The organism is Streptomyces albidicamelliae, from assembly GCF_025642175.1.
Taxonomy (GTDB): Bacteria; Actinomycetota; Actinomycetes; order Streptomycetales; family Streptomycetaceae; genus Streptomyces; species Streptomyces albidocamelliae.
In genome coordinates this window covers 3,263,928-3,287,438 of record NZ_CP106795.1, presented here as the reverse complement: position 1 = coordinate 3,287,438, position 23,511 = coordinate 3,263,928, and the positions used below count along the sequence as shown (strand labels likewise).

At 71.9% G+C, this 23,511-nt stretch carries 20 protein-coding genes and 1 pseudogene; 7 read left to right on the top strand and 14 right to left on the bottom strand.

Going from position 1 to position 23,511, the window contains the following annotated elements; all coding sequences use genetic code 11:
* Positions 1 to 8 precede the first annotated feature (8 nt).
* Entirely contained in the window at positions 9 to 809 is an 801-nt protein-coding gene (locus tag N8I86_RS15130) for a sugar phosphate isomerase/epimerase family protein (protein ID WP_263280107.1), read from the top strand.
* 197 nt (positions 810 to 1,006) lie between these two features.
* Here N8I86_RS15130 and rbsD read toward each other — a convergent pair whose 3' ends face one another.
* The 8 genes and pseudogenes from rbsD to N8I86_RS15090 form a co-directional block, all read right to left on the bottom strand.
* Positions 1,007 to 1,396 (bottom strand): D-ribose pyranase, encoded by a 390-nt coding sequence (gene rbsD / locus N8I86_RS15125; protein WP_073900533.1) that lies wholly within the window; start codon positions 1,394 to 1,396, stop codon positions 1,007 to 1,009.
* Positions 1,393 to 2,292: a ribokinase gene (locus N8I86_RS15120; protein WP_073900535.1), complete on the bottom strand. Its 900-nt coding sequence runs from the start codon at positions 2,290 to 2,292 to the stop codon at positions 1,393 to 1,395. The genes rbsD and N8I86_RS15120 overlap by 4 nt, the downstream gene beginning before the upstream one ends.
* Before the next feature lie 85 nt (positions 2,293 to 2,377).
* Positions 2,378 to 4,324, bottom strand: a complete 1,947-nt coding sequence (locus N8I86_RS15115) for an ABC transporter permease/substrate-binding protein (RefSeq protein ID WP_073900537.1) — start codon at positions 4,322 to 4,324, stop codon at positions 2,378 to 2,380.
* Positions 4,314 to 5,834: a sugar ABC transporter ATP-binding protein gene (locus N8I86_RS15110; protein WP_263277992.1), complete on the bottom strand. Its 1,521-nt coding sequence runs from the start codon at positions 5,832 to 5,834 to the stop codon at positions 4,314 to 4,316. Before N8I86_RS15110 ends, N8I86_RS15115 begins: the two co-directional genes overlap by 11 nt.
* Entirely contained in the window at positions 5,831 to 6,880 is a 1,050-nt protein-coding gene (locus N8I86_RS15105; RefSeq protein ID WP_263277991.1) for a LacI family DNA-binding transcriptional regulator, read from the bottom strand. The genes N8I86_RS15110 and N8I86_RS15105 overlap by 4 nt, the downstream gene beginning before the upstream one ends.
* 147 nt (positions 6,881 to 7,027) lie before the next feature.
* On the bottom strand, positions 7,028 to 7,309 hold the full coding sequence (locus N8I86_RS15100; protein ID WP_263277990.1) for an RpnC/YadD family protein: 282 nt from the start codon (positions 7,307 to 7,309) through the stop codon (positions 7,028 to 7,030).
* Positions 7,310 to 7,385: 76 nt separating this feature from the next.
* A pseudogene (locus N8I86_RS15095) lies at positions 7,386 to 8,260 on the bottom strand (hypothetical protein).
* A 33-nt stretch (positions 8,261 to 8,293) separates the two neighbouring features.
* Positions 8,294 to 8,704, bottom strand: a complete 411-nt coding sequence (locus N8I86_RS15090) for an ATP-binding protein (protein ID WP_073889109.1) — start codon at positions 8,702 to 8,704, stop codon at positions 8,294 to 8,296.
* A gap of 201 nt (positions 8,705 to 8,905) precedes the next feature.
* On the opposite strand from N8I86_RS15090, the gene N8I86_RS15085 reads away from it, so the two are divergent.
* Together N8I86_RS15085 and N8I86_RS15080 are read left to right on the top strand one after the other, a co-directional pair.
* Positions 8,906 to 9,742 carry a helix-turn-helix domain-containing protein gene (locus tag N8I86_RS15085; protein ID WP_073900544.1) on the top strand — a complete coding sequence of 279 codons (837 nt, stop codon included), beginning with the start codon at positions 8,906 to 8,908 and terminating at the stop codon, positions 9,740 to 9,742.
* Between the two features lie 8 nt (positions 9,743 to 9,750).
* Entirely contained in the window at positions 9,751 to 9,942 is a 192-nt protein-coding gene (locus N8I86_RS15080) for a DUF397 domain-containing protein (protein ID WP_073900545.1), read from the top strand.
* 4 nt (positions 9,943 to 9,946) lie between these two features.
* Here the strand turns inward: N8I86_RS15080 and N8I86_RS15075 are convergent, their stop codons facing one another.
* Entirely contained in the window at positions 9,947 to 10,465 is a 519-nt protein-coding gene (locus N8I86_RS15075) for a hypothetical protein (RefSeq protein WP_143611438.1), read from the bottom strand.
* 55 nt (positions 10,466 to 10,520) lie between these two features.
* Here N8I86_RS15075 and recD2 point away from each other — a divergent pair, with 55 nt between their 5' ends.
* Complete coding sequence (gene recD2 / locus N8I86_RS15070; protein ID WP_073900547.1) at positions 10,521 to 12,779, top strand: SF1B family DNA helicase RecD2; 2,259 nt, start codon at positions 10,521 to 10,523, stop codon at positions 12,777 to 12,779.
* A 239-nt stretch (positions 12,780 to 13,018) separates the two neighbouring features.
* Positions 13,019 to 14,308, top strand: a complete 1,290-nt coding sequence (locus tag N8I86_RS15065) for a citrate synthase (RefSeq protein WP_073900549.1) — start codon at positions 13,019 to 13,021, stop codon at positions 14,306 to 14,308.
* 870 nt (positions 14,309 to 15,178) lie between these two features.
* Here the strand turns inward: N8I86_RS15065 and N8I86_RS15060 are convergent.
* The 4 genes from N8I86_RS15060 to N8I86_RS15045 form a co-directional block, all read right to left on the bottom strand.
* Positions 15,179 to 17,425 carry a heavy metal translocating P-type ATPase gene (locus N8I86_RS15060; RefSeq protein WP_073900551.1) on the bottom strand — a complete coding sequence of 749 codons (2,247 nt, stop codon included), beginning with the start codon at positions 17,423 to 17,425 and terminating at the stop codon, positions 15,179 to 15,181.
* A gap of 86 nt (positions 17,426 to 17,511) precedes the next feature.
* Positions 17,512 to 17,751 (bottom strand): heavy-metal-associated domain-containing protein, encoded by a 240-nt coding sequence (locus tag N8I86_RS15055; RefSeq protein WP_073900553.1) that lies wholly within the window; start codon positions 17,749 to 17,751, stop codon positions 17,512 to 17,514.
* A gap of 72 nt (positions 17,752 to 17,823) precedes the next feature.
* Entirely contained in the window at positions 17,824 to 18,774 is a 951-nt protein-coding gene (locus tag N8I86_RS15050; RefSeq protein ID WP_073900555.1) for a PrsW family glutamic-type intramembrane protease, read from the bottom strand.
* 92 nt (positions 18,775 to 18,866) lie between these two features.
* On the bottom strand, positions 18,867 to 19,505 hold the full coding sequence (locus N8I86_RS15045; RefSeq protein ID WP_260148324.1) for a TetR/AcrR family transcriptional regulator: 639 nt from the start codon (positions 19,503 to 19,505) through the stop codon (positions 18,867 to 18,869).
* A gap of 159 nt (positions 19,506 to 19,664) precedes the next feature.
* On the opposite strand from N8I86_RS15045, the gene N8I86_RS15040 reads away from it, so the two are divergent.
* Both N8I86_RS15040 and N8I86_RS15035 read left to right on the top strand, forming a co-directional pair.
* A complete protein-coding gene (locus tag N8I86_RS15040) occupies positions 19,665 to 21,851 on the top strand; it encodes an MMPL family transporter (RefSeq protein ID WP_263277989.1) in 2,187 nt (728 codons plus the stop codon).
* Positions 21,852 to 21,934: 83 nt separating this feature from the next.
* A complete protein-coding gene (locus tag N8I86_RS15035; RefSeq protein WP_073900561.1) occupies positions 21,935 to 22,984 on the top strand; it encodes a zinc-dependent alcohol dehydrogenase family protein in 1,050 nt (349 codons plus the stop codon).
* 49 nt (positions 22,985 to 23,033) lie between these two features.
* On the opposite strand, the gene N8I86_RS15030 is transcribed toward N8I86_RS15035, so the two are convergent.
* Entirely contained in the window at positions 23,034 to 23,231 is a 198-nt protein-coding gene (locus N8I86_RS15030; RefSeq protein WP_263277988.1) for a helix-turn-helix transcriptional regulator, read from the bottom strand.
* Positions 23,232 to 23,511: the final 280 nt, after the last annotated feature.

The window sequence follows — 23,511 nt, the reverse complement described above, 5'->3', positions numbered from 1 at the left end:
TCAACCAGATGACGGTCAGACAGCTGTCCCTGCCCGAACTGGCCGCCGGCTGCGCACGGTTGGGCATCCGCCAGGTGGGCCTGTGGCGGGAGCCCGTCCGGGCGTACGGCGTGGCGGAGACCTCCGCGCTGGTGCGGGACGCGGGCCTGCGGGTGACGACCCTGTGCCGGGGCGGCTTCCTGACGGCCGTCGACGCGGACGCGCGGGCCGCGGCCCTGGCCGACAACCGCCGGGCGGTCGACGAGGCGGCCGCCCTCGGCACCGACACCCTGGTCCTCGTCTCCGGCGGCCTCCCGGCCGGCGCGAAGGACCTCGGCGCCGCCCGCGAACGCGTCGCCGACGCCCTCACGGAACTCGCCCCCTACGCCGGGGACCACGGCGTCCGCGTCGCCGTGGAGCCCCTGCACCCCATGTACGCGTCCGACCGCTGTGTGGTCTCCACCCTCACCCAGGCCCTGGACCTCGCCGAACGCTTTCCCGCGCACCAGGTCGGGGTGGCCGTGGACACCTACCACGTCTGGTGGGACGACCGGGCCCCCGCCGAGATCGCCCGCGCCGGCGCGTCCGGCCGCATCCACACCTTCCAGCTCGCCGACTGGACCACCCCCCTCCCCGAGGGCGTCCTCACCGGCCGCGGGCGGCTCGGCGACGGCGCGATCGACCTGCGCGCCTGGACGTCCCACGTGGCCGCGGCCGGCTACACGGGCCCGATCGAGGTCGAACTCTTCAACGAGGACCTGTGGGCCAGGGACGGCCAGGAGGTGCTCACGGAGACGGCGGAACGCTTCCTTCAGCACGTCGTGGGCTGACCCGGAAAATATTCCGGAGCCGTGCAACCCTTCCCGCACCCTGCGTGTCGTACCTGTCGTCGGAACCCCGGGAGGGGACCCGGGGGGGATTCACGGGGGTTCCGACGAGGAGGGGAAAGACGAGGGGGTGTCCCCGGCCGACGGGCCGGGGACACCCCCTCGAAACGTCTCCGGCCGACGCCGTCGGCCGGGACCGTCTAGAAGAACACCCCGCAGCGCAGCAGGACGTTCGCGTACGGCCGGGCCTCGCCGGTGCGGACGATCAGGCGGGCCCCCGCCGACAGCTCCTTCAGGCGTTCGTGCGGCACCAGCGCCAGGTCCGTGAAACGGTCCTCCAGCAGCGCGGCCGCCGCCGGATTGGCCGCCCGCACCTCCTCCGCGGCCGTCGCGCCCTCCACCACCAGCTCGGCCAGCAGACCGTCCACGACCTCGGCGAAGGACGGCACACCGGCGACGAACGCGAGGTCCACCACCCGCGGGCCGTCGGGTATCGGCATCCCCGCGTCGCACACCAGCACACCGTGGCCGTGACCCAGCTCGGCGAGGGCACCGGACAGCCGCCGGTTGAGGATGCCCGCCTTCTTCACAGCCCGACCTCCGCCGCCGTCGGGTACGACTCCTGCGCGCCCCGCTTCGTCACCGCGGCCGCGCCCACGCGCGCCGCGCAGGCCGCCGCCTCGGCCGGCGCGTCGCCCGCCCCGAGCCGCCAGGCCAGCGCGGCCGTGAACGCGTCGCCCGCCCCCGTCGTGTCCACCGCGTCCACCGTCACCGGCGGAACCCGCCGCACGCCCGAGCCGTCGCACACCAGCGCACCCTCCGCGCCCAGCGTGACCACCACCGAGCGCGGGCCCGCGGCCAACAGCAGCCGCGCCCAGTCCGCCGGGTCCTCGCTCGCACAGGCGTCGCCCAGGATCACCCGCGCCTCGTGCTCGTTGACGATCAGCGGGTCGCACGCCGCCAGCACCTCGGCCGGCAACGGGCGCGGCGGGGACGGGTTCAGCACGAAACGGCTGCCGGGAGCCAGATTCCGGACGACCTCCACGACCGTCTCCAGCGGGATCTCCAACTGCGCCGACACCACCCGCGAGGCGTGCAGCAGCGGCACGGCCGCCCGGACGTCCGCGGGCACCAGACGGAAGTTGGCACCCGGCGACACCACGATGCTGTTGTCCCCGGAGGGGTCGACCGTGATCAGCGCGACACCCGTCGGCGCCCCGCCCACCAGCACGCCCGCCGTGTCGACCCCGGCCGCGCGCAGGGAGTCCAGGAGCAGCCGCCCGTGACCGTCGTCGCCGACCCGCGCGAGCAGCGCCGTGCGCGCCCCGAGCCGGCCGGCGGCGACCGCCTGGTTGGCCCCCTTGCCGCCCGGGTGCACGGCGAGGTCGCCGCCGAGCACCGTCTCGCCGGCGGCCGGCCGCCGCTCGACGCCGATCACCAGGTCGGCGTTGGCCGAACCCACGACCAGGAGGTCGTAGTCGTACATCAGTTGACTCCCCTGAGAGATGACTGCGGGGCGGACCGCCGTACCGGACTCCCGCCCGGCACGGCAGCCCGCCCGTCCGTCCTTGTCAGCCGCTGAAGCCGGCCACGTTGTCCTTCGTGACCACCTTCACCGGCACCTTCACCGTCGGCTCCACCTTCTTGCCCTGGACCGCCCGCAGGGCGTTGTCCACGGCGATCCGGCCCAGCTGGGTCGGCTGCTGGGCGACGGACGCGTACAGCGTGCCGTCCTTCACCGCCTTCAGCCCGTCCGGGGTGCCGTCGAACCCGACCACCTGCACCGACCGGCCGGCCTTGGAGCCGAGCGCCTTGATCGCGCCGAGCGCCATCTCGTCGTTGGCGGCGATGACACCCTGCACGTCGGGGTGGGCCTGGAGCAGGTTCGACATCACGTCGAGGCCCTTGGTCCGGTCGAAGTCGGCGGGCTGCTGGGCCACCACCTGGATGCCCGGGTAGGCCTTGAGACCCCGCGCGAAGCCGGCCGCCCGCTCCCGGGCCGCGGAGGTGCCCGCCTGTCCCTGGAGCACCACGATCCGGCCCTTGCCGCCCAGCTTCTCCGCGAGCGTCTTCGCGGCCAGCTCACCACCGGCCACGTTGTCCGAGGCCACCAGGGCGTCCACGGACGCCTTGTTGACGCCCCGGTCGACCGCGATGACCGGGATCCGCGCCTTGTCGGCGGCCTTCACCGAGTTGCTCGCCGCGTCCGAGTCCACCGGGTTGACGATGATCGCGCCCTGGCCGGCGGTGGTGAAGTTCTGCAGCTGGTTGGCCTGCTGCGAGGCGTCGTTCTGGGCGTCGGTGACGGTCAGGTCCACCCCCAGCTTCTTCGCCTCGGCCTGGGCACCCGTCCGGATCTGCACGAAGAACGGGTTGTTCAGCGTCGACAGCGACAGGCCCATCTTCGGGGTCGTCGAGGCGGACCCGCCGTGCAGGAGGGAGGTCGCGCCCACGACCGCCACCGTCACCACGGCCGCGAGCGCGTACGTCGCCGCCTGCCGGCCCTTGTTCCCGCCGCCGGTGCCGGCGGCCACCGGGGTCGCCCCGGCCTTGCGGCGCACGGTGTCCAGCAGCACGGCCAGCGCGATGACGACACCGATCACGACCTGCTGCCAGAACGCGGAGACGTTCAGCAGGTTGAGGCCGTTGCGCAGCACCGCGAGGATCAGCGCGCCGATCAGCGTGCCCGACGCCTTGCCGGTGCCGCCCGCGAGCGAGGCACCGCCGATGACGACCGCGGCGATCGCGTCGAGCTCGTAGCCGTCGGCGGCCTGCGGCTGCGCCGAGGACAGCCGGGACGCCAGCACGACGCCCGCCACCGCGGCGAACACCCCGGACAGGGCGTAGATCGCGAGCTTCTGCCTCTTCACCCGCAGTCCCGACAGCCGGGCCGCCTCCTCGTTGCCGCCGATCGCGTACATGGAACGGCCGATGTACGTCCGCCCGAGCACCACCGCCGCGATCACGCCCATCAGGACCATGACCAGGACCGGTACCGGCAGCCAGTCGCCGAGGGTGTCCCCGAGGTGCGAGACCGAGTCGGGGAACGGGATGGGCACGCCCCCGGAGATCACCAGGGACAGACCCCGCGCCACCGACAGCATCGCCAGCGTCGCGATGAACGGCGGCAACTTGCCGTAGGCGATGAGGAAGCCGTTCACCAGACCGGCCGCGACACCCGTGGCGACGGCCAGCACGAGCGCCAGGAACACCGGCACGCCGTGGTTCGTGGCGCTCCAGGCCAGCACGGTCGCCGACAGCGCGGCCACCGAACCCACCGACAGGTCGATGCCCGCCGAGACGATCACGAACGTGACACCGAAGGCGAGGATCGCCGTCACGGCGGCCTGCACACCGATGTTGAGCAGGTTGTCCGTCGTCAGGAAGTCGCCGGACAGCGCCGACAGGGCGATGACCAGGACGATCAGCGCGGTCAGCGCGCCGTTGTCGAGCAGCAGCCTCCGCAGGCCGCCCGGGGCGCTCGCGCCCGTCGTGCTCTTGAGCGTGTCAGCGGCCACGGGGGGCCTCCTTCTCGGTGGTCGGGGTGGAGACGGCGAGCGCCATGACGGCGTCCTGGGTGGCCTCGTCGGCCGCGAGTTCACCGGCGATCCGGCCCTGGGCCATGACCAGGACCCGGTCGCTCATGCCGAGCACCTCCGGCAGATCGCTGGAGATCATCAGCACGGCGGTCCCGGCGGCCGTCAGTTCGTTGATCAGCTGGTAGATCTCGACCTTCGCGCCGACGTCGATACCGCGCGTCGGCTCGTCGAGGATGAGCACCTTGGTGTCTGCCAGCAGCCACTTGCCGATGACGACCTTCTGCTGGTTGCCGCCGGACAGGGTCCGCACGTGCTGCCCGAGCCCGGCCATCCGGACGCCGAGCCGGCCCGCGATCCGCTCGGCCGCCCCGTGCTGCGCCTTGCGGTCGACCAGCCCGGCCCGGGTGGCGGCACGCATGGTCACCAGCCCGAGGTTCTCCTCCACGGAGGCGTCCAGCACCAGCCCCTGGCCCTTGCGGTCCTCCGGCACGAGCCCGACCCCGGCCGCCATCGCCGCGTTCACATCGTGCCGCCGCAGCCGGTTCCCGGAGACCTTCACGACCCCGCCGTCGTACGGATCGGCCCCGAACACGGCCCGCACCACCTCGGTACGGCCCGCGCCGACGAGCCCGGCGATGCCGACGACCTCACCGGCGCGCACCTCGAAGCTCACGTCGTGGAAGACACCGTCGCGGGTGAGCCCTTCGACGGTGAGCAGTGCGGCGCCGCGCTCGGCGCGCTCGCGCGGGTACTGCTGTTCGATGGAGCGCCCCACCATCAGCCGCACCAGTTCGTCCTCGGCCGTGTCGGCGGGCACCTGGCCGACGCTCCTGCCGTCCCGGATCACGGTGACCCGGTCGCCCAGGGCGGCGATCTCCTCCAGGTGGTGGGTGATGAACACGACGCCGACGCCGTCCGCGCGCAGCGAGCGCACGATGGCGAACAGCTTCTCCACCTCCTCCGAGGTGAGCACGGCGGTCGGCTCGTCCATGATGAGCACGCGCGCGTTCAGGCTGAGCGCCTTGGCGATCTCGACCATCTGGAGCCGGGCGATGCCGAGTTCGCGCACCCGCGTGCGGGGCGACACGTCGACGCCCACGCGCGCGATGAGCACCTCGGCGTCGGCCTCCATCCGCCTGCGGTCGATCATCCCGAAGCGGCGCGGCTGGCGGCCCAGGAAGATGTTCTCGGCCACGGTCAGGTCGGGCACCAGGTTGAACTCCTGGTAGATGGTGGCGATTCCGAGCCGCTCGGAGTCCTGCGCACCGTTGATGCGCACCTCCTCGCCGCCGGCCAGGATCCGGCCGGCGTCGGGGGTGTAGGCACCGGAGAGCATCTTGATGAGCGTGCTCTTGCCGGCGCCGTTCTCACCGAGCAGCACGTGCACCTCGCCCCGGCGCAGATCGAAGTCGACGCTGTCGAGCGCGACCACGCCGGGGAAGGCCTTGCGGATGCCCTCGATGCGCAGCAACTCGTCCGGGTTGCTCACGACGTGCTCCTTTGCACTGGGGAGGGGGACTGCGTGGGGGAGGGGAAGGGCGGGGCGGGCTCGCCGCACGAGCGGCGCACGACGAGCCGGGCGGGCAGTGTGACGGACTTCGGGGTGCGTCCCTCGATCCGGTCTACGAGGGCCCGTACGGCGGCCCGGCCCAGCTCGCCCGTGGGCTGGGCGATGGCGGTGACCGGCGGGTCGGTGTGCACGAACCACGGGATGTCGTCGAACGCGGCCAGCGCGATGTCCCGCGGCACGCGCAGCCCGCGCGCGCGGATCGCGTCCAGGGCGCCGAGGGCCATGAGGTTGTCGGCCGCGAACACGGCCTCCGGCGGCTCGGGAAGGTCCAGGAACCCCTCCATCACCCGCCGCCCGCTCTCGGCCTGGAAGTCGCCCTGTCCGGTGTAGGCGTCCGGCAGCGGGATGCCGTACTCGGCGAGGGCCGCCCGGAAGGCCTCGACCCGCTCGCTGCCGGTGGTGGTGGCCGCCGGTCCCGCGATGATCGCGACCCGCCGGTGCCCGAGGCCGTGCAGATGTGCCACGAGGCCCCGTACGGCCGCCTGCCCGTCGGCCCGTACGACGGGCACGTCCACGCCCGGGATCCACCGGTCCACGAACACCATCGGCGTCCCCGCGCGCACGGCGTCCAGCATCAGCGGCGAGCCCCCGTCGGTGGGGGAGACGAGCAGCCCGTCGATCCGCCGGTCCAGCAGGTTCCGCACGTGGTGGTCCTGGAGGTCGGGCCGCTCGTCGGCGTTGCCGATGATCACGCTGTAGCCGAGGGCGCGGGCCTCCTCCTCCACGGAGCGGGCCAGCTCCGTGAAGTAGGGGTTCATCACGTCGCTGATGACCAGGCCGAGGGTGTGCGTCTGGTCGGTCCGCAGTGACCGGGCGACGGCGTTGGGCCGGTAGCCCAGCGTCTCGACGGCGGCCAGCACGCGTGCGCGTGCGTCGGCACTGACGGACGGATGCGCGTTCAGCACCCGCGACACCGTGGCCACGGACACGCCGGCCGCGGCGGCGACGTCCTTGATGCTCGCCATCGCCGGTTCCACCTCCTTGTGGACCTCATGGAAACGATTACATGAGCTGTAGGAGGTATTGGAATCGATTACATGGCGCGAAGCAAGGGGGTGCCGAGTGGCCGAAACCGGATCGTGACCCGGGCTGGGCGACCTGCGCCCACGGGCTTACTCCATGGTGAACAGCTCCGTGGCGTCCGTGGCGTGGACGGCTCGTCGGACCCAGGTCTCCAGCTGGTCGAGGTCGGTGCAGGTCTCGACTCGTTCGCGGACGGCGTCGGGCACGGGGATGGCGCGCCATTCGAGGATGCGCAGGGTCATTTCCCTGCGGGACTGGATGTGCCCCTGCTCCAGCCCCTGCTCCAGCCCCTGCTCCAAGCCTTGCTCTCGGCCTTCCTCGCGTACCTGTTCGGCCAGTGGGTGGCGCCAGAAGTACTGGATGGCGGTCATCAGGTCCCTCCGCAGCTGTGCTTCGCAGCGCCGCCCCGTCCGGAGAGGCGGAGGGGGCGGCGCTGCGGGTACTTGCTCAGTCCTCGGTGAACAGCTCCGTGGCGTCCGTGGCGTGGACGGCTCGTCGGGCCCAGGTCTCCAGCTGGTCGAGGTCGGTGCAGGTCTCGACTCGTTCGCGGACGGCGTCGGGCACGGGGATGGCGCGCCATTCGAGGATGCGCAGGGTCATTTCCCTGCGGGACTGGATGTGCCCCTGCTCCAGCCCCTGCTCCAAGCCTTGCTCTCGGCCTTCCTCGCGTACCTGTTCGGCCAGTGGGTGGCGCCAGAAGTACTGGATGGCGGTCATCAGGTCCCTCCACAGCTGCTTCGCCTGGGGGTCGGCCAGGCAGGAGTCGACGAACTGCACGAAGACTGCGGCACTGTCGGCATCGATGGTCCGCAGGGCGGATGCCAGGGATTCCAGTATGGCCGGAGCCTGGGGCCCGCGGCCGTGTGTCATGGCCGAGAGCACCGCGAGGGGTACGTCCCGTTCGGCCGTCCGCTCGTCCGCGATCACCGGCGCGTTGTCGGGGCCCAGCACGAGGGGACGCACCGTCAGCGAGTGCCAGCCGGGGAGGCCGAAGCGGATCGGGCGGGACGCCCACTCGGCCGTCTTGCTGCTCTGCGTGATGACGATGAGCACCGGCTCGCAGCGGTACAGCTGCCCCGCTTGCGTTCGTCCACCTTTCCCTGCTCCACGACGAGGAGGTAAGTGCCCTCGTCCGTCTCCGCCCGCAGCAGGGTGTCCACCCGGCGTTCGACCGGTTCGATCTCGGTCAGGTCCACGTTCAGCGCGGCGATCTCGCGGGGTTCGGGGAACGGGACGTGCAGGACCCGTTGTAACGCCCGAGTCAGCAGCGTCGGGTCCTTCTGGAAGATCCGGTGCAGCGCCTCGTGCGATGAGCCGACCATCAGCATCTCCTTTCGTGCGACGTGATCAACAAGCTAGGCGGCCACAAGTTCGCACCAGACGTACTTGCCCCGGTCGCCGAACCGGGCCGACGGCTGCCAGCCCCAGTGGTCCGCGCAGGCCCGCACCAGGCCGAGTCCGCGCCCGTCCTCGCGCTCCACGATCTGGCCCAGTGGCCGTGGGGCGGGCGGGGGCCCCGGGTCGGTGTCCCACGCCCCGATCCACACCACCCCCTGCGCGGTACGGCGGACCCGCAGCGCCGCCGGCCCCTTGGTGTGCCGTACCGCGTTGGACACCAGTTCCGTCGCCAGCAGCTCGGCCGTGTCCACCAGTCCGATCAGACCGTGCAGGGTCAGGATCAGGCGCAGGGTGCGCCGGCAGACGGTCACGGCTCTGGCGTCGTTGGGGATGTAGAGCGTGTAGTCCCAGGACCCGTTCTCGGGCATGCGTCATCAACTCCGGTCAGCCAAGGGGTGTTTCGCGAGCGGTGGCGATGCCGCGGCCGTCATGGCAGGACAGCGCGGTGCACTTCCGCTGCGTATCGGATGCGTTACAGACAGTAGGGCTAACTATTTAGCCCCAGCAACCGGCTCCCGTAATGTGACCCCGAACGAGTTGCGTCGCAGGCAGGTTGAGAGGTCGGCCGGATGGCACTGAGGAGCGAGCCCACAGCGCGGCAGATGCGGCTGGCGGTGGAGCTGCGAAGGCTCCGCGATGCAGCAGGTCTTACTTCCCGGGAGGCGGCAGCCCTGCTCGGGGTGACGGCCCCGGTCATCAGTCAGATCGAGTCCGGCATCGCAGGGGTGAGTGAAGAGCGACTGCGCCGCCTGGCCACTCACTACGCCTGTACGGACGAGGAGCTCATCAACTCCCTCGTCGTCATGGCCACTGATCGGACGCGAGGCTGGTGGGAGGAGTATCGAGGCCTGCTGCCGACGTCGTTCCTCGACCTGTCCGAACTGGAGCATCACGCCAAGTTCCAGCGGCACGTGGCGATCCTCTACGTGCCGGGTCTGTTGCAGACCGAGGACTACGCGCGTGCCGTCTTCTCGGCCAGGACGCCGGCGCTCACCCCGGAAGAGCTTGAGCTGCGCATCCGGCACCGCAAGGCACGCCAGGAGAACACCATTCCCTACGAAGCGGTGATTCACGAGGCGGCACTTCGCATCCGAGTCGGCGACCGCGCGACGTCCAAAGCGCAACTCGCCCGGCTCCTGGAACTCTCCGAAGTGGACCACATCACCTTGCGCGTCGTCCCCTTCGACCTGGACGGCTTCGCCAGCGCCTCCAGCACGATGACCTACGTGGGCGGTCCCTTGCCCAGGCTGGACACAGTGGTCCGCGACGCGCTGCACGGATCGGCCTTCATCGACTCGGAAGCTCAACTCAACATCTATCGAACGACTTTCCGTAATGTGGAGGCCGCGTCACTCGATTCCGAACAGTCGCGCGATCTCATCCACAAGTTGACGAAGGAGCTATGAGGAACCCCATGGACAACTGGCGGAAGTCGTCCTACTCGGGCCCGGGCGACGGCAACGAATGCGTGGAGATCGCGAACAGCCCCACTCACGTTGCCGTGCGTGACTCGAAAACCCCCGCCCGCGCCCTCCTCACCTTCCCCGCCCCGGCGTTCGCCGTCTTCCTCGACGGGCTCAAGAACGCACCGCACACCCGAGGCTGAGGCCTCAGAGCCAGAACACCGCGGCCAGGGCTATCAGCGTGCCGAGGGCGATGGCGCCGCCGAACGCGCCCGCGGCGATGGCCACCTTGACGCTCGCGGGCCGGATCTCCCGCCAGCCCAGTTCCCGGGCCGCGCCCCGGATCAGGCGGTGGCCGTCGGCGGAGGAGAAGGAGTACTCCAGCGTGCCGTTCAGGCTCCAGCGCTTCTCGGCGTACATGCTCCGGCCGGCGGTCACCGTCCTGCCGAGCCGCACGCCGTCCGGTCCCGCCCCGTACTCGACGGTACGCACGACGTCCGTCAGCGTGTAGCGCCTCTCGTGCGGGCGCAGCGCCACCCGGAACGTGTGCACCCGGCTGACCCGGTGCCTGGTCAGCGTCTCCCGGAACTGCGGGTCCTCGACGTCCACGGTCACGTCGAATCCCGGCACCGTGCGGCGCACCCGGTACCGGGTGCCGGCGGTGGCGGCCTCGACGCGGTCGCGGAACTGCAGCCCTGCGTCCGTGCTGTTGATGTCCTCGGTCACGGGCAGGCACGGTAACAGTGCGCCGCTGTCGGACCCCACCGGTACCGTCGGGACCATGGCGCACCAGGAGGGGAACGCGACGGCCGAGCGGCGGCTCGCCGTGCTCGAGGGCGTGCTGGAACGGATCACGTACGCCAACGAGGAGAACGGCTACACGGTCGCCCGGGTCGACACCGGCAGGGGCGGCGGAGACCTCCTCACGGTGGTCGGTGCGCTGCTCGGCGCGCAGGCGGGGGAGTCCCTGCGGATGGAGGGCCGGTGGGGCTCGCACCCGCAGTACGGCAAGCAGTTCCACGTGGAGAACTACACGACCGTCCTGCCGGCCACGGTCCAGGGCATCCGCCGGTATCTCGGCTCCGGCCTGGTCAAGGGCATCGGGCCGGTCTTCGCCGACCGCGTCACCCAGCACTTCGGGCTGGACACCCTGCGGATCATCGAGGAGGAGCCCGGGCGGCTCATCGAGGTGCCGGGCCTCGGCCCGAAGCGGACGAAGAGGATCGCCGACGCCTGGGAGGAGCAGAAGGCGATCAAGGAGGTCATGCTCTTCCTGCAGACGGTGGAGGTCTCGACGTCCATCGCCGTGCGCATCTACAAGAAGTACGGCGACGCCTCGATCTCGGTCGTGCGCAACCATCCGTACCGCCTCGCCGCCGACGTCTGGGGCATCGGCTTCCTCACCGCCGACAAGATCGCCCAGTCCGTCGGCATCCCGCACGACAGCCCGGAGCGGGTGAAGGCGGGCCTGCAGTACGCCCTCTCGCAGTCCGCCGACCAGGGGCACTGCTTCCTGCCCGAGGAGCGGCTGATCGCCGACGCGGTGAAGCTGCTCCAGGTCGACACGGGGCTGGTCATCGAGTGCCTCGCCGACCTGGCCCGCGTCCCGGAGGACGGCGCCGACCCCGGGGTCGTACGGGAGAGCGTCCCCGGCCCCGACGGCGGTGGCTCCGAGCCGGTCACCGCCGTGTACCTGGTCCCCTTCCACCGCGCCGAACTGTCCCTCTCCGCCCAGCTCCTGCGCCTCCTGCGCACCGGGGAGGACCGGCTGCCGGCCTTCCGGGACGTGGACTGGGCGAAGGCCCTCGGCTGGCTGAAGTCCCACACCGGCGCGGACCTCGCCCCCGAGCAGGAGGCCGCCGTCCGGCTCGCGCTGACCGAGAAGGTGGCCGTGCTCACCGGCGGGCCCGGCTGTGGCAAGTCCTTCACGGTCCGCTCGATCGTGGAACTGGCCCGGGCCAGGCGCGCCAAGGTGCTGCTCGCCGCGCCGACCGGCCGGGCGGCCAAGCGGCTGGCCGAGCTGACCGGCGCCGAGGCCTCCACCGTGCACCGCCTGCTGGAGCTGAAGCCCGGCGGGGACGCCGCCTACGACCGGGACCGGCCGCTCGACGCCGACCTCGTCGTCGTGGACGAGGCCTCCATGCTCGATCTGCTGCTGGCCAACAAGCTGGTGAAGGCCGTGCCGCCGGGCGCCCACCTGCTCTTCGTCGGGGACGTGGACCAGCTGCCCAGCGTCGGCGCGGGGGAGGTGCTGCGGGATCTGCTCGCCGACGGCAGCCCCCTGCCGGCCGTCCGGCTCACCCGGGTCTTCCGCCAGGCCCAGCAGTCCGGCGTCGTCACCAACGCGCACCGGATCAACGCCGGGCAGCATCCGCTCACCGACGGGCTCAAGGACTTCTTCCTCTTCGTCGAGGACGACACCGAGGAGGCCGGGCGCCTCACCGTGGACGTGGCCGCACGGCGGATCCCGGCCCGGTTCGGCCTCGACCCGCGCCGGGACGTGCAGGTGCTCGCGCCGATGCACCGCGGACCGGCCGGCGCGGGGGTGCTGAACGGCCTGCTCCAGCAGGCCGTCACACCCGGCCGGCCCGATCTGCCGGAGAAGCGGTTCGGCGGTCGCGTCTTCCGCGTCGGCGACAAGGTCACCCAGATTCGCAACAATTACGAGAAAGGGAAGAACGGTGTCTTCAACGGCACCGTGGGCGTCGTCACCTCGCTCGATCCGGTCGACCAGCGTCTTACGGTGCTGACGGACGAGGACGAGGAGGTTCCGTACGATTTCGACGAACTGGACGAACTGGCACACGCGTACGCGGTGACGATCCACCGCTCGCAGGGAAGTGAATATCCCGCGGTGGTGATTCCCGTCACCACGGGAGCGTGGATGATGCTCCAGCGGAACCTGCTGTACACGGCGGTGACGCGGGCGAAGCGACTCGTCGTCCTCGTCGGTTCACGCAAGGCGATCGGGCAGGCGGTGCGCACGGTGTCCGCGGGACGGCGGTGCACGGCACTGGACTTCAGGCTCGGCGGTTCCTGACGGCCTCTGACCAGGGGCGGCGGCCCGCGGCGGAAAAAATGATCGATCAAACGAGTCGTGAAGGTCACAGAGCACTTCCCGATGCCGTTCCGAGGGGGCAGGATGAGCAGGTTGGCGGCACTGAGTGCCGCCGATAGGCCCAATGGTCGACCCCGAGTGCACTCTCCTGAGCCAAATGGGGGATGGTAGAGACAGTCAGGGCACCTCGAAGATGAGGCACTACGTCGGTGAGGGAAGACGTGAGCGACAACTCTGTAGTACTGCGGTTCGGCGACGGCGAGTACACCTACCCGGTGGTCGACAGCACCGTCGGCGACAAGGGCTTCGACATCGGGAAGCTCCGCGCCCAGACCGGTCTGGTGACTCTGGACAGCGGTTACGGCAACACGGCCGCCTATAAATCCGGCGTCACCTACCTCGACGGCGAGGCGGGCATCCTCCGCTACCGCGGCTACCCCATCGAGCAGCTGGCGGAGCGCTCCACCTTCCTCGAGGTGGCGTACCTGCTGATCAACGGTGAGCTGCCGACCGTCGACGAGCTGACGACGTTCAAGAACGACATCACGCGGCACACCCTGCTGCACGAGGACGTCAAGAACTTCTACAAGGGCTTCCCGCGCGACGCCCACCCGATGGCCATGCTGTCCTCGGTCGTCTCGGCGCTGTCCACCTTCTACCAGGACAGCCACAACCCGTTCGACGAGAAGCAGCGCAACCTCTCCACGATCCGCCTGCTCGCCAAGCTTCCGACGATCGCGGCGTACGCGTACAAGAAGTCGATCGGCCACCCGTTCGTCTACCCGCGCAACGACCTCGGCTACGTCGAGAACTTCCTGCGCATGACCTTCTCGGTGCCGGCCGACGAGTACGAGCTCGACCCGGTCGTGGTGGCCGCGCTGGACAAGCTGCTCATCCTGCACGCCGACCACGAGCAGAACTGTTCGACCTCCACGGTCCGCCTCGTCGGCTCCTCGCAGGCCAACATGTTCGCGTCGATCTCGGCCGGCATCTCCGCCCTGTGGGGCCCGCTGCACGGCGGTGCCAACCAGTCCGTGCTGGAGATGCTGGAGGACATCCAGGCCTCCGGCGGCGACGTCGACGCCTTCATCCGCAAGGTGAAGAACAAGGAGGACGGCGTCCGCCTGATGGGCTTCGGCCACCGGGTCTACAAGAACTTCGACCCGCGCGCCAAGATCATCAAGGCCGCCGCGCACGACGTCCTTTCGGCCCTCGGCAAGTCCGACGAGCTGCTGGACATCGCGCTCAAGCTGGAGGAGCACGCACTCTCCGACGACTACTTCGTCTCGCGCAGCCTCTACCCGAACGTCGACTTCTACACCGGCCTGATCTACCGGGCCATGGGCTTCCCGACCGAGATGTTCACGGTCCTGTTCGCCCTCGGACGGCTCCCGGGCTGGATCGCCCAGTGGACCGAGATGATCAAGGAGCCGGGCTCCCGCATCGGCCGCCCGCGCCAGATCTACACGGGCGTCGTCGAGCGCGACTTCGTCCCGGTCGAGGAGCGCTGACACCTGCCGGCGGGGACACCGGTCCCGGTGTCCTGACCGGTGGCTCTCCCGGCTTCGGCGCCGCCGGCCGACGTGGTCCGTGCGGACCTTCGGCGGCCCGGACGGCCGGGGGGTGTCCCCGGGTGGGCACGGCCACGGGCGTCGTCGAGCGCGATTTCGTCCCGGTCGAGGAGCGCTGACACCTGCCGGCGGGGACACCGGTCCCGGTGTCCTGACCGGTGGCTCCCGGCCTCGGTGCCGCCTGGCCCGTGCGGGTCGGGGGTGCCGGGCGCACACCGCACGAAAAGGGCCTGCCGAAACGGCGGGCCCTTTGTCGACGGCGGCACAGCGACAGCAGAAGGCGCCCTGAGACGCCGGTCCCCCCACGGGCCGACGACCAGGGCGCCTTCCCATGTCCCGGTGCGGATTCCCCCCACGGGATCCGGCCGGGCGCTCGGAGAGGACAGCGCCTGAATTCGCTGTCGGTGAGTACGACGGGCGAACCCGCCGTACTCCAGTGACACGGTGCGATCTGCCGGGACAACGCACGCCCGGGAGGGCCGCTCAAAGCTTCCCGGTGTACGTGCCCCGGCAACGCATCTCTGGAGAAGTCCCCCAAGACATCCCCAGATGCCGGTCGGCGCCCCCCAAGACGCCGGCCCGACATCGCCAACTTAGACCTTCGAACCCCTTCGATGGTTACGTTCGCATCACTGTGATCTGCGTCTCTTGCATATGTCCTTTAAGTGCGCAAGAGCCCCGATACGCCGATCGGGACTCAAGCGTAAGGATGATGCGCGAGCCTTGTGAAGAGCTTATGTGAGGCTCGCGCCGGACTCCAGGGGGACTCTTACTTCCGCACCCCCGAACCCCCGGTAACACCGCCCGACTTCAGCGGAACCGGCGCAGTCGCAGACTGTTGGTCACCACGAAGACGGACGAGAAGGCCATCGCGGCCCCCGCGATCATCGGGTTCAGCAGTCCCGCGGCGGCCAGCGGCAGCGCGGCCACGTTGTAGCCGAAGGCCCACACGAGGTTGCCCTTGATGGTCGCGAGGGTCCGCCGGGAGAGCCGGATCGCGTCCGCCGCCACCCGCAGGTCCCCCCGCACCAGCGTCAGGTCGCCCGCCTCGATCGCCGCGTCCGTGCCCGTGCCGAGGGCGAGGCCCAGGTCGGCCGTGGCGAGCGCGGCCGCGTCGTTGACGCCGTCGCCGACCATGGCCACGCTCCGCCCCTCGCCCTGCAGCCGCCGTACGACGTCCACCTTGTCCTCGGGGAGGACCTCGGCGATGACCTCGTCGATGCCGACGGTCCTCGCGACCGCTTCGGCGACCGTCCGGTTGTCCCCGGTGAGCAGCACCGGCGTGAGTCCGAGGGCGCGCAGCTCGCGCACCGCCTCGGCGCTGGTCGCCTTGACCGCGTCGGCGACGGCGAGGACGCCGCGGGCCCGTCCGTCCCACCCGGCCAGGACGGCCGTACGGCCCTGCCGCTCGGCCTCGCGGGCCGCGCGGTCCAGCTCCGGCGGCAGGTCGTCGTACAGGCGCCCCACGGCCACCTCGCGGCCCTCCACCCGCCCGCGTACGCCCCGACCGGGGACGTTCTCGAAGTGCTCGACCGCCGGCAGCGCCCCGGCACGTTCCTCGGCACCGGCGGCGACGGCGCGGGCGACCGGGTGCTCGGAGGCGTGCTCCAGGGCGCCCGCGAGGCGCAGCAGCTCCTTCTCGTCCTCGCCGTCGGCGGCGTACACCGCCTGGAGGGTCATCCGGCCGGTGGTGACGGTGCCGGTCTTGTCCAGCACGACGGTGTCGACGCGGCGCGTGGACTCCAGCACCTCCGGGCCCTTGATGAGGATGCCGAGCTGGGCGCCCCGGCCGGTGCCGACCATCAGCGCGGTCGGTGTGGCGAGGCCGAGCGCGCAGGGGCAGGCGATGATCAGGACGGCCACGGCGGCCGTGAAGGCGGCGACCGTGTCCCCGGTGACGCCCAGCCAGACGCCGAACGTGCCGAGCGCGATCAGGATGACCACGGGGACGAAGACGGCGGAGATCCGGTCGGCGAGCCGCTGCACCTCGGCCTTGCCGTTCTGTGCGTCCTCGACCAGCCGCGCCATCCGGGCGAGCTGGGTGTCGGCGCCGACCCGGGTGGCCGCCACGACCAGCCGGCCGCCCGCGTTGACGGTGGCGCCGGTGACCCGGTCGCCGGGGCCGACGTCGACCGGTACCGACTCGCCGGTCAGCATGGACGCGTCCACGGCGGAGACGCCCTCGACCACCGTGCCGTCGGTGGCGACCTTCTCGCCGGGCCGTACGACGAACCGGTCGCCGACCGCGAGGGAGGCCACCGGGACCCGTACCTCGCGCCCGTCCCGCAGCACCGCCACGTCCTTGGCGCCCAGCTCCATCAGGGCCTTCAGGGCCGCACCGGCGCGCCGCTTGGAGCGGGCCTCCAGAAAGCGGCCCAGCAGGATCAGCGCGACGACTCCGGCGGCGACCTCCAGGTAGATGGTGGAGGCGCCGTCCGTCCGCGAGACGGTGAGGCGGAACTCGTCGTGCATGCCCGGCATGCCCGCGTCGCCGACGAACAGCGCCCACAGCGACCAGCCGAACGCGGCCAGCGTGCCGACGGAGACGAGGGTGTCCATGGTGGCCGCGCCGTGCCGCAGGTTGGTCCAGGCCGCCCGGTGGAAGGGGGCACCGCCCCAGACCACCACGGGTGCCGCGAGCGTGAGTGAGAGCCACTGCCAGTCGTCGAACTGGAGCGCGGGGATCATCGCGAGCAGGACCACGGGGACGGCGAGAGCCGCGGAGACGAGCAGGCGGTGGCGCAGGGAGCCGAGCTCGGGGTCACGCTCGGCGGTGCCGGGTGCGGCCTCGGCCGCCGGCTCCGGCGGCGGGGGCTCCTCGGCGGTGTAGCCCGTCTTCACGACGGTGGCGATCAGGTCGGCGACCCGGACGCCGTCGGCGTAGGTGACCTTCGCCTTCTCGGTGGCGTAGTTGACGGTGGCGCTCACGCCGTCCATCCGGTTGAGCTTCTTCTCCACCCGGGCGGCGCAGGAGGCGCAGGTCATCCCGCCGATGAGCAGCTCGACCTCGGCGACCTGGCCGGTGGCTATCGCTGTCTCTGCGGTGGTGCTGGTCATGTCCGGACTCCAGACATCGGACCGGGCCGTACGGATCCAGTATCAGCTGGTCGGTGCGGCCCGGTCGGGAAAGGGAAGGGTGTTCCTCAGGCCTGGCCGGCCAGCTCGAAGCCCGCCTCGTCCACGGCGGCGCGCACGGCCTCGTCGTCGAGCGGGGCCGCGGACACGACGGTCACCTCGCCGGTCGCCGCGACGGCCTTCACGGAGCTGACGCCGGGGATCTCGGAGATCTCGGCGGAGACGGAGCCCTCGCAGTGGCCGCAGCTCATTCCGGTCACCCGGTAGACGGTGGTGACGGAGCCCGGGGTGTCGGTCTGGGCGCTCATGTCGTTCTCCTCGTCGAGGCGTGTGGGGCCGGCGGGGCCCACGGGGGGCCCGACCGTTCTCACACTATACCCCTAGGGGGTATTTCTCCAAGAGGTGTCCCGGCGCGCCAGCGACCGCACCCAGCCGATCCCGGCGAGCGCGACCAGCGCCGCGCCGCCTGCCGAGAACAGCGCGAACAGGTGCTCCTGCCCGGTGCCCGGCCAGACCGGGTACCCCGGCGCGACCGGCCGGGTGGCGTGCCCGGTGCCGGACAGGCGGCCCACCAGCCGCAGCGCGATGCCGTGCGTGGAGTCCCACAGGGTGTGCAGCAGGCAGGCGCCCATGAAGGCGGCGACCACCGGCGGGGCGTACCGGAAGGTCCCGTTCGGCCGGCGCAGCGACAGCAGCGCGCCGCCCGCGGCCGCCGTCCACAGGGCCTGCCCGAATGGAGCGAGTACCCCGCGGAGCAGTTCCGTCTCCAGCGGCGTCCGCGGGTCCGTCCCCCCGGCGGAGGTGACTGCGGCGATGCCGTACCCGACGCTCTCCAGGGCGGCGAAACCGGCGCCGACGGCCGCGCCGAGCACCAGTCCGGCCCGCATGCCGCGGATGCCCGGCCGGCGGCGCAGCACGAGGACCAGCGCCCCGAGCTTGGCCGCCTCCGCGAGCAGGGCGAGACCGAGGAACCGCCCGAGGGAGGGATGCGTCAGGTGCCCCTCCGTCAGCGCGGCGCCGGGCGCGCCCAGCGCGCCGCCGGCCAGGAAGCAGCCGAGGACCGCGCTCACGCCCAGGTCGCGGGCGTGCCGCTCGTACGCCCACAGCACGTAGGCGACGGGTACGGCGAAGCCTCCGAGCAGGATCAGCATCGGCAGCGGCGCGGTGCTCCGCGTCAGGTACGCCACGCAGGCGGCCGCCGCCCACAGGGCGAGGGCGCCGCCGAGGGCGCGCCGCCACAGGCCCGCCCCGATGTGGGGGTACGGCGGTGGCGGCTGCTGCGGGCGGGGGATGCGGGCCCTGGGCCTGCCGGGCGGCGGGGAGTGGGTCACGTGCGTCCCCTCGGGCTGCTGCTGGGCGATTTACCCGCACTGTAGGCAGGTGTGCCGGAAGTCGCAGTCCGGGGGGACCCGGCGGAGCCGGGTCAGGCGCGGCCGAGCGAGGCGCCCACCAGGGGCTCCAGGTAGCGGATCAGGACGTCCTTGGTCTCCTGGACGTACGCCGCGCGCTCGGCGCCCTCGCGGGCCAGGACCAGCTCCAGGCCCGCCTTGTAGATGCCGAGGCAGACGTGGGCCGTGCGGGTGATGTCGGCCTGTGCGGTGCCGGGCATGAGGGAGGTGAGCAGCGCCTCGATGCGGCCGACCACGGTGGTGTGCAGCTGGTCGTGTGCCTCGGCCATCCGGCCCGGGATGTCGGGGCCGTGCATGAGGGCGAAGAACACGGGGTGGTCGGTGTTGAAGGCCATGAACCGGTCGACGGCCGAACCGATCGCCTCCTCCAGCGGGGTGCCGGGGGCGACCGGTGCCAGGGCCTCGCCGTAGGCCTCGCGCATCTCGTGCATGAGCCGGTCGCCGAGCTCGATCGCGATCGCTTCCTTGTTCGGGAAGAACTGGTAGAGCGTGCCCGGTGAGACGCCGGCCTCCCGGGCGATCGCGTTGGTGCTCGCGGCCGTGTAGCCGGTGGTGCAGAAGACCTGGGACGCGGCTTTCAGCAGCTGCGCGATACGGCGTTCGCCGCGGGCCTGGCGGCGCCGCGGCTGCTCCTTCTCCGAGGTGTCCGACACGCGTGATCCCCAGCTCTCCGAAGACGATTGACAAACGCGAGTGGTCGCTCGCATTCTTGGGAAACGCGAGCGACGTCTCGTGTTTGCCATTTTATGGCGACGACTCCTCCGTGCCTCCTTCCTTGCAGGCACGGCTCCTGGTGAAGGGGACACCGCAGGATGACCGAAGTCAACAGCCCACCCCGGCCCGGCCGCTGGACGCGGTTCGTGACCGCCCGGCCGCGCCTGTCGCTGCTGGTGGCCCTGCTGCTCACCGCCCTCGCCGTGGTGGCCGGCAGCGGTGTCGCCGACCGTCTCGGAAGCGGCGGCTGGGAGGACCCGGCCGCCGAGTCGACGTACGCGACCAAGGCGCTGGAGCGCGAGTTCCCCGGCTCCCAGCCGAACCTGCTGCTCCTGGTCGACGCCGGCCGTGCCTCGGTCGACGATCCCGCGGTGGCCGCCCGGGCCCGGGAGCTGACCGCCCGGCTGGCGGCGGAGAAGGGGGTGACGGGCGTCGGCTCCTACTGGCGGAGCGAGTCGCCCGCCCTGCGCGCCGAAGACGGCCACGAGGCGCTGATCGCCGCCCGCATCACCGGCGACGAGAACGCGATGGGCAGGACCCTGGACCGCATCGCCCCGCACTACCGGGGCACGCACGGCCCGGTGCGGGTGAAGGTCGGCGGCATCGTCGCGGTCCGGCACGAGATGCAGAGCATCATCAAGGAGGACCTGACCCGCGCCGAGCTCATCGCGCTGCCCATCACCCTGGTGCTGCTCGTGATGGTCTTCGGCAGCGCGGTCGCGGCCCTGCTGCCGCTCGGCATCGGCATCGTCGCGATCCTCGGGACGAACGCGGTGCTGCGCGGTCTGACCTCCTTCACCGACGTCTCGGTCTTCGCGCTGAACCTCACCACGGCCCTGGGGCTCGGCCTCGCCATCGACTACGCCCTGTTCATCGTCCGGCGGTACCGCGAGGAGCTGTCCACGGGCGCCGATCCGCTCACGGCGGTGGGGACGACCCTGCGCACGGCCGGCCGTACGGTGCTCTTCTCCGCGCTCACGGTCGCGGTGTCCCTGGCCGCCATGATGGTCTTCCCCCAGTACTTCCTGCGGTCCTTCGCCTACGCCGGCATCGCCGTGGTGCTCCTCGCGGCCGCGGCCGCACTGATCCTGCTCCCCGCCGCGCTCGTCCTGCTCGGACACCGGGTCAACTCCCTGGACCTGCGCCGTCTCTTCCGGCGCGGCCGGGTGCCCGCCTCCGCCGACGGCACCGCCTGGGCCCGCGCCGCGTCCCTGGTCATGCGCCGTGCCCCGCTCTTCGCGCTCGGTACGACCGCCCTGCTCGTCCTCCTCGGACTGCCCTTCACGGGCGTGAAGTTCGGCACCGCCGACGACCGTCAGCTCCCGGCGGCCGCCGAGTCCCACGTCGTGCAGCAGCACGTCCGCGAGGGCTTCCCGGGCAGCCCCGGCGGCGGCCTGGAGATCCTCGCCGAGGGCAGGGGCACCGAGGCCCAGTACGCCTCCTACCGGCAGCGGGTGGCCGCCCTGCCCGAGGTCGCCCGCGTCGACGGCCCGCTGGTCCGGGGCGACGCGGCCTACTTCACGGTCCAGCCGAAGGGCGAGGCGGTCGACGAACCGGCCCAGCGCCTGGTGGGCGACCTGCGCGCGCTGGACGCCCCCTTCGACACCCGGGTCACCGGCACGGCCGCCGTGCTGGTCGACACCAAGCACGCGATATCCGAGCGGCTGCCGTGGGCGGCCCTGTTCATCGCCGTGGTCACCCTGCTGCTGGTCTTCCTGCTCACCGGCAGCGTGCTGATACCCCTGCAGGCCGTGGTGCTCAACGCGCTCAGCCTGACGGCGATGTTCGGCGCGGTGGTGTGGGTCTTCCAGGACGGCCACCTCTCCGGAGCGCTCGGCTTCACCAGTCCCGGCTCCATCGAGACGACCCTGCCCGTCCTGATGTTCTGCGTGGCCTTCGGCCTCTCCATGGACTACGGCGTGTTCCTGCTCTCCCGCATCAAGGAGGAGTACGACCGCACGGGCGACCACGACGAAGCCGTGCGCCACGGCCTCCAGCGCACCGGCGGGCTGATCACCGCCGCCGCGGTCATCCTCGCGGTGGTGATGGTCGCCATCGGCACCTCGCGGGTGACCAACACCAAGATGCTCGGCCTCGGCATCGCGCTCGCCGTGCTGATGGACGCGATGGTGGTGCGCAGCCTGCTCGTCCCGGCCATCATGCGGCTCACCGGCCGCGCCACCTGGTGGGCTCCGGCCCCGCTGCGCCGCTTCCACCGGCGGTTCGGCATCAGCGAGGGCGAACCGGCGGCCGTGGCCGAGGAGAAGGAGCCCGTACCGGTGTGAGCCCCGGCGGGGGGCCGGATCCGGCCGGCCCCCGCGGGCCGTGCACAGTGGACCCGTCCGGTGACCGGGGAAGGGTGAGACGCATGCGAGCGGTGGTCTTCGAGCGGTACGGCGAGCCGGCCGAGGTGCGGGAGGTGCCGGATCCCGAGCCCGCCGGGCACGGAGTGGTGGTGCGGGTCGAGGCGACGGGGCTGTGCCGCAGCGACTGGCACGGCTGGATGGGCCACGACTCCGACATCACCCTGCCGCACGTGCCCGGGCACGAACTGGCCGGTGTCGTCGAGGCGGTGGGCGCGCGGGTCACCGGGTGGCGGCCCGGCGACCGGGTGACCGTGCCCTTCGTGTGCGCCTGCGGCACCTGCCCGTCCTGCGCGGCCGGCGACCAGCAGGTGTGCGAGCGCCAGACGCAGCCCGGCTTCCACCACTGGGGCTCGTTCGCGCAGTACGTGGCCCTCGACCACGCCGACGTCAACCTCGTCGCCGTCCCCGACGACATGGCCCACGCGACCGCGGCCGGGCTCGGCTGCCGCTTCGCCACCGCCTTCCGCGCCGTGGTGCAGCAGGGCCGGGTGGCCGCGGGGGAGTGGGTCGCGGTGCACGGCTGCGGCGGGGTCGGCCTGTCGGCGGTGATGATCGCGGCCGCCTCCGGAGCCCGGGTGATCGCCGTCGACGTCTCCCCGGCCGCGCTCGGCCTGGCGCGGGAGTTCGGCGCCGCCGCGTGCCTGGACGCCACCGCTGTGCCCGACACGGCCGCCGCGATCCGCGAACTGACCGGCGGCGGCGCCCACCTCTCCCTCGACGCCCTCGGCTCACCCGCCACCTGCGCGGCCTCCGTGAACGGCCTGCGCCGCCGCGGCCGGCACGTCCAGGTCGGCCTGCTGCCCTCCGCCGACGGCACGACCCCGGTGCCGATGGCCCGCGCCATCGCGCTGGAACTGGAACTCCTCGGCAGCCACGGCATGGCCGCGCACACCTACCCCGCCATGCTCCGTCTGGTCCGCTCGGGCGCGCTGCGCCCCGACCTCCTCGTGACCTCCGCCATCCCCCTCGACGCGGCCCCGGCGGCGCTCGCGGCGATGGGCACGGCGGCGGGGGCGGGCGTCACGGTCATCGAGCCGTGGCGCCGGGCGTGAGCCCGGCGCCGCCCCGCAGCGCCGCCCGGCACGGACGCCGGGACGTCGATCAGTCTCTTCGGCCCCGGTTGCCGGGACGGGAGGCGACCCAGGCCCGGACGGTGTCGGCGTACCAGTAGGGCTTACCGCCCTCCACATGGTCGGGCGGCGGCAGCAGCCCGTGCTTGCGATAGGACCGCACGGTGTCCGGCTGCACCTTGATGTGCGCCGCGATCTCCTTGTAGGACCAGAGCCTTCGGTCGGTCATGCGTTGCACCTCCCCGCGCGCGCCGCGGCGGCGGCCGAGGACGGCCGTCGGGGGAGCCGGGCACTGCGCTGGCGATCACCAAGCCTGTGCCCGGTGAACGACGCACAGTGACCGGCGGGCAGTGCCTGTCGACCTGGTGTGACCGAGCACCCGCGTACACGCGACATGTGTGACACAAGGGGGGTGTTTGTGACAGAGCTGCGGCAGAGACTTCCGGCCGCCCGGCGGCGTGGCGTGTCGACCCGGCGGCCGGAGCGTGCTCACCGCGCGGGCGTCCCCG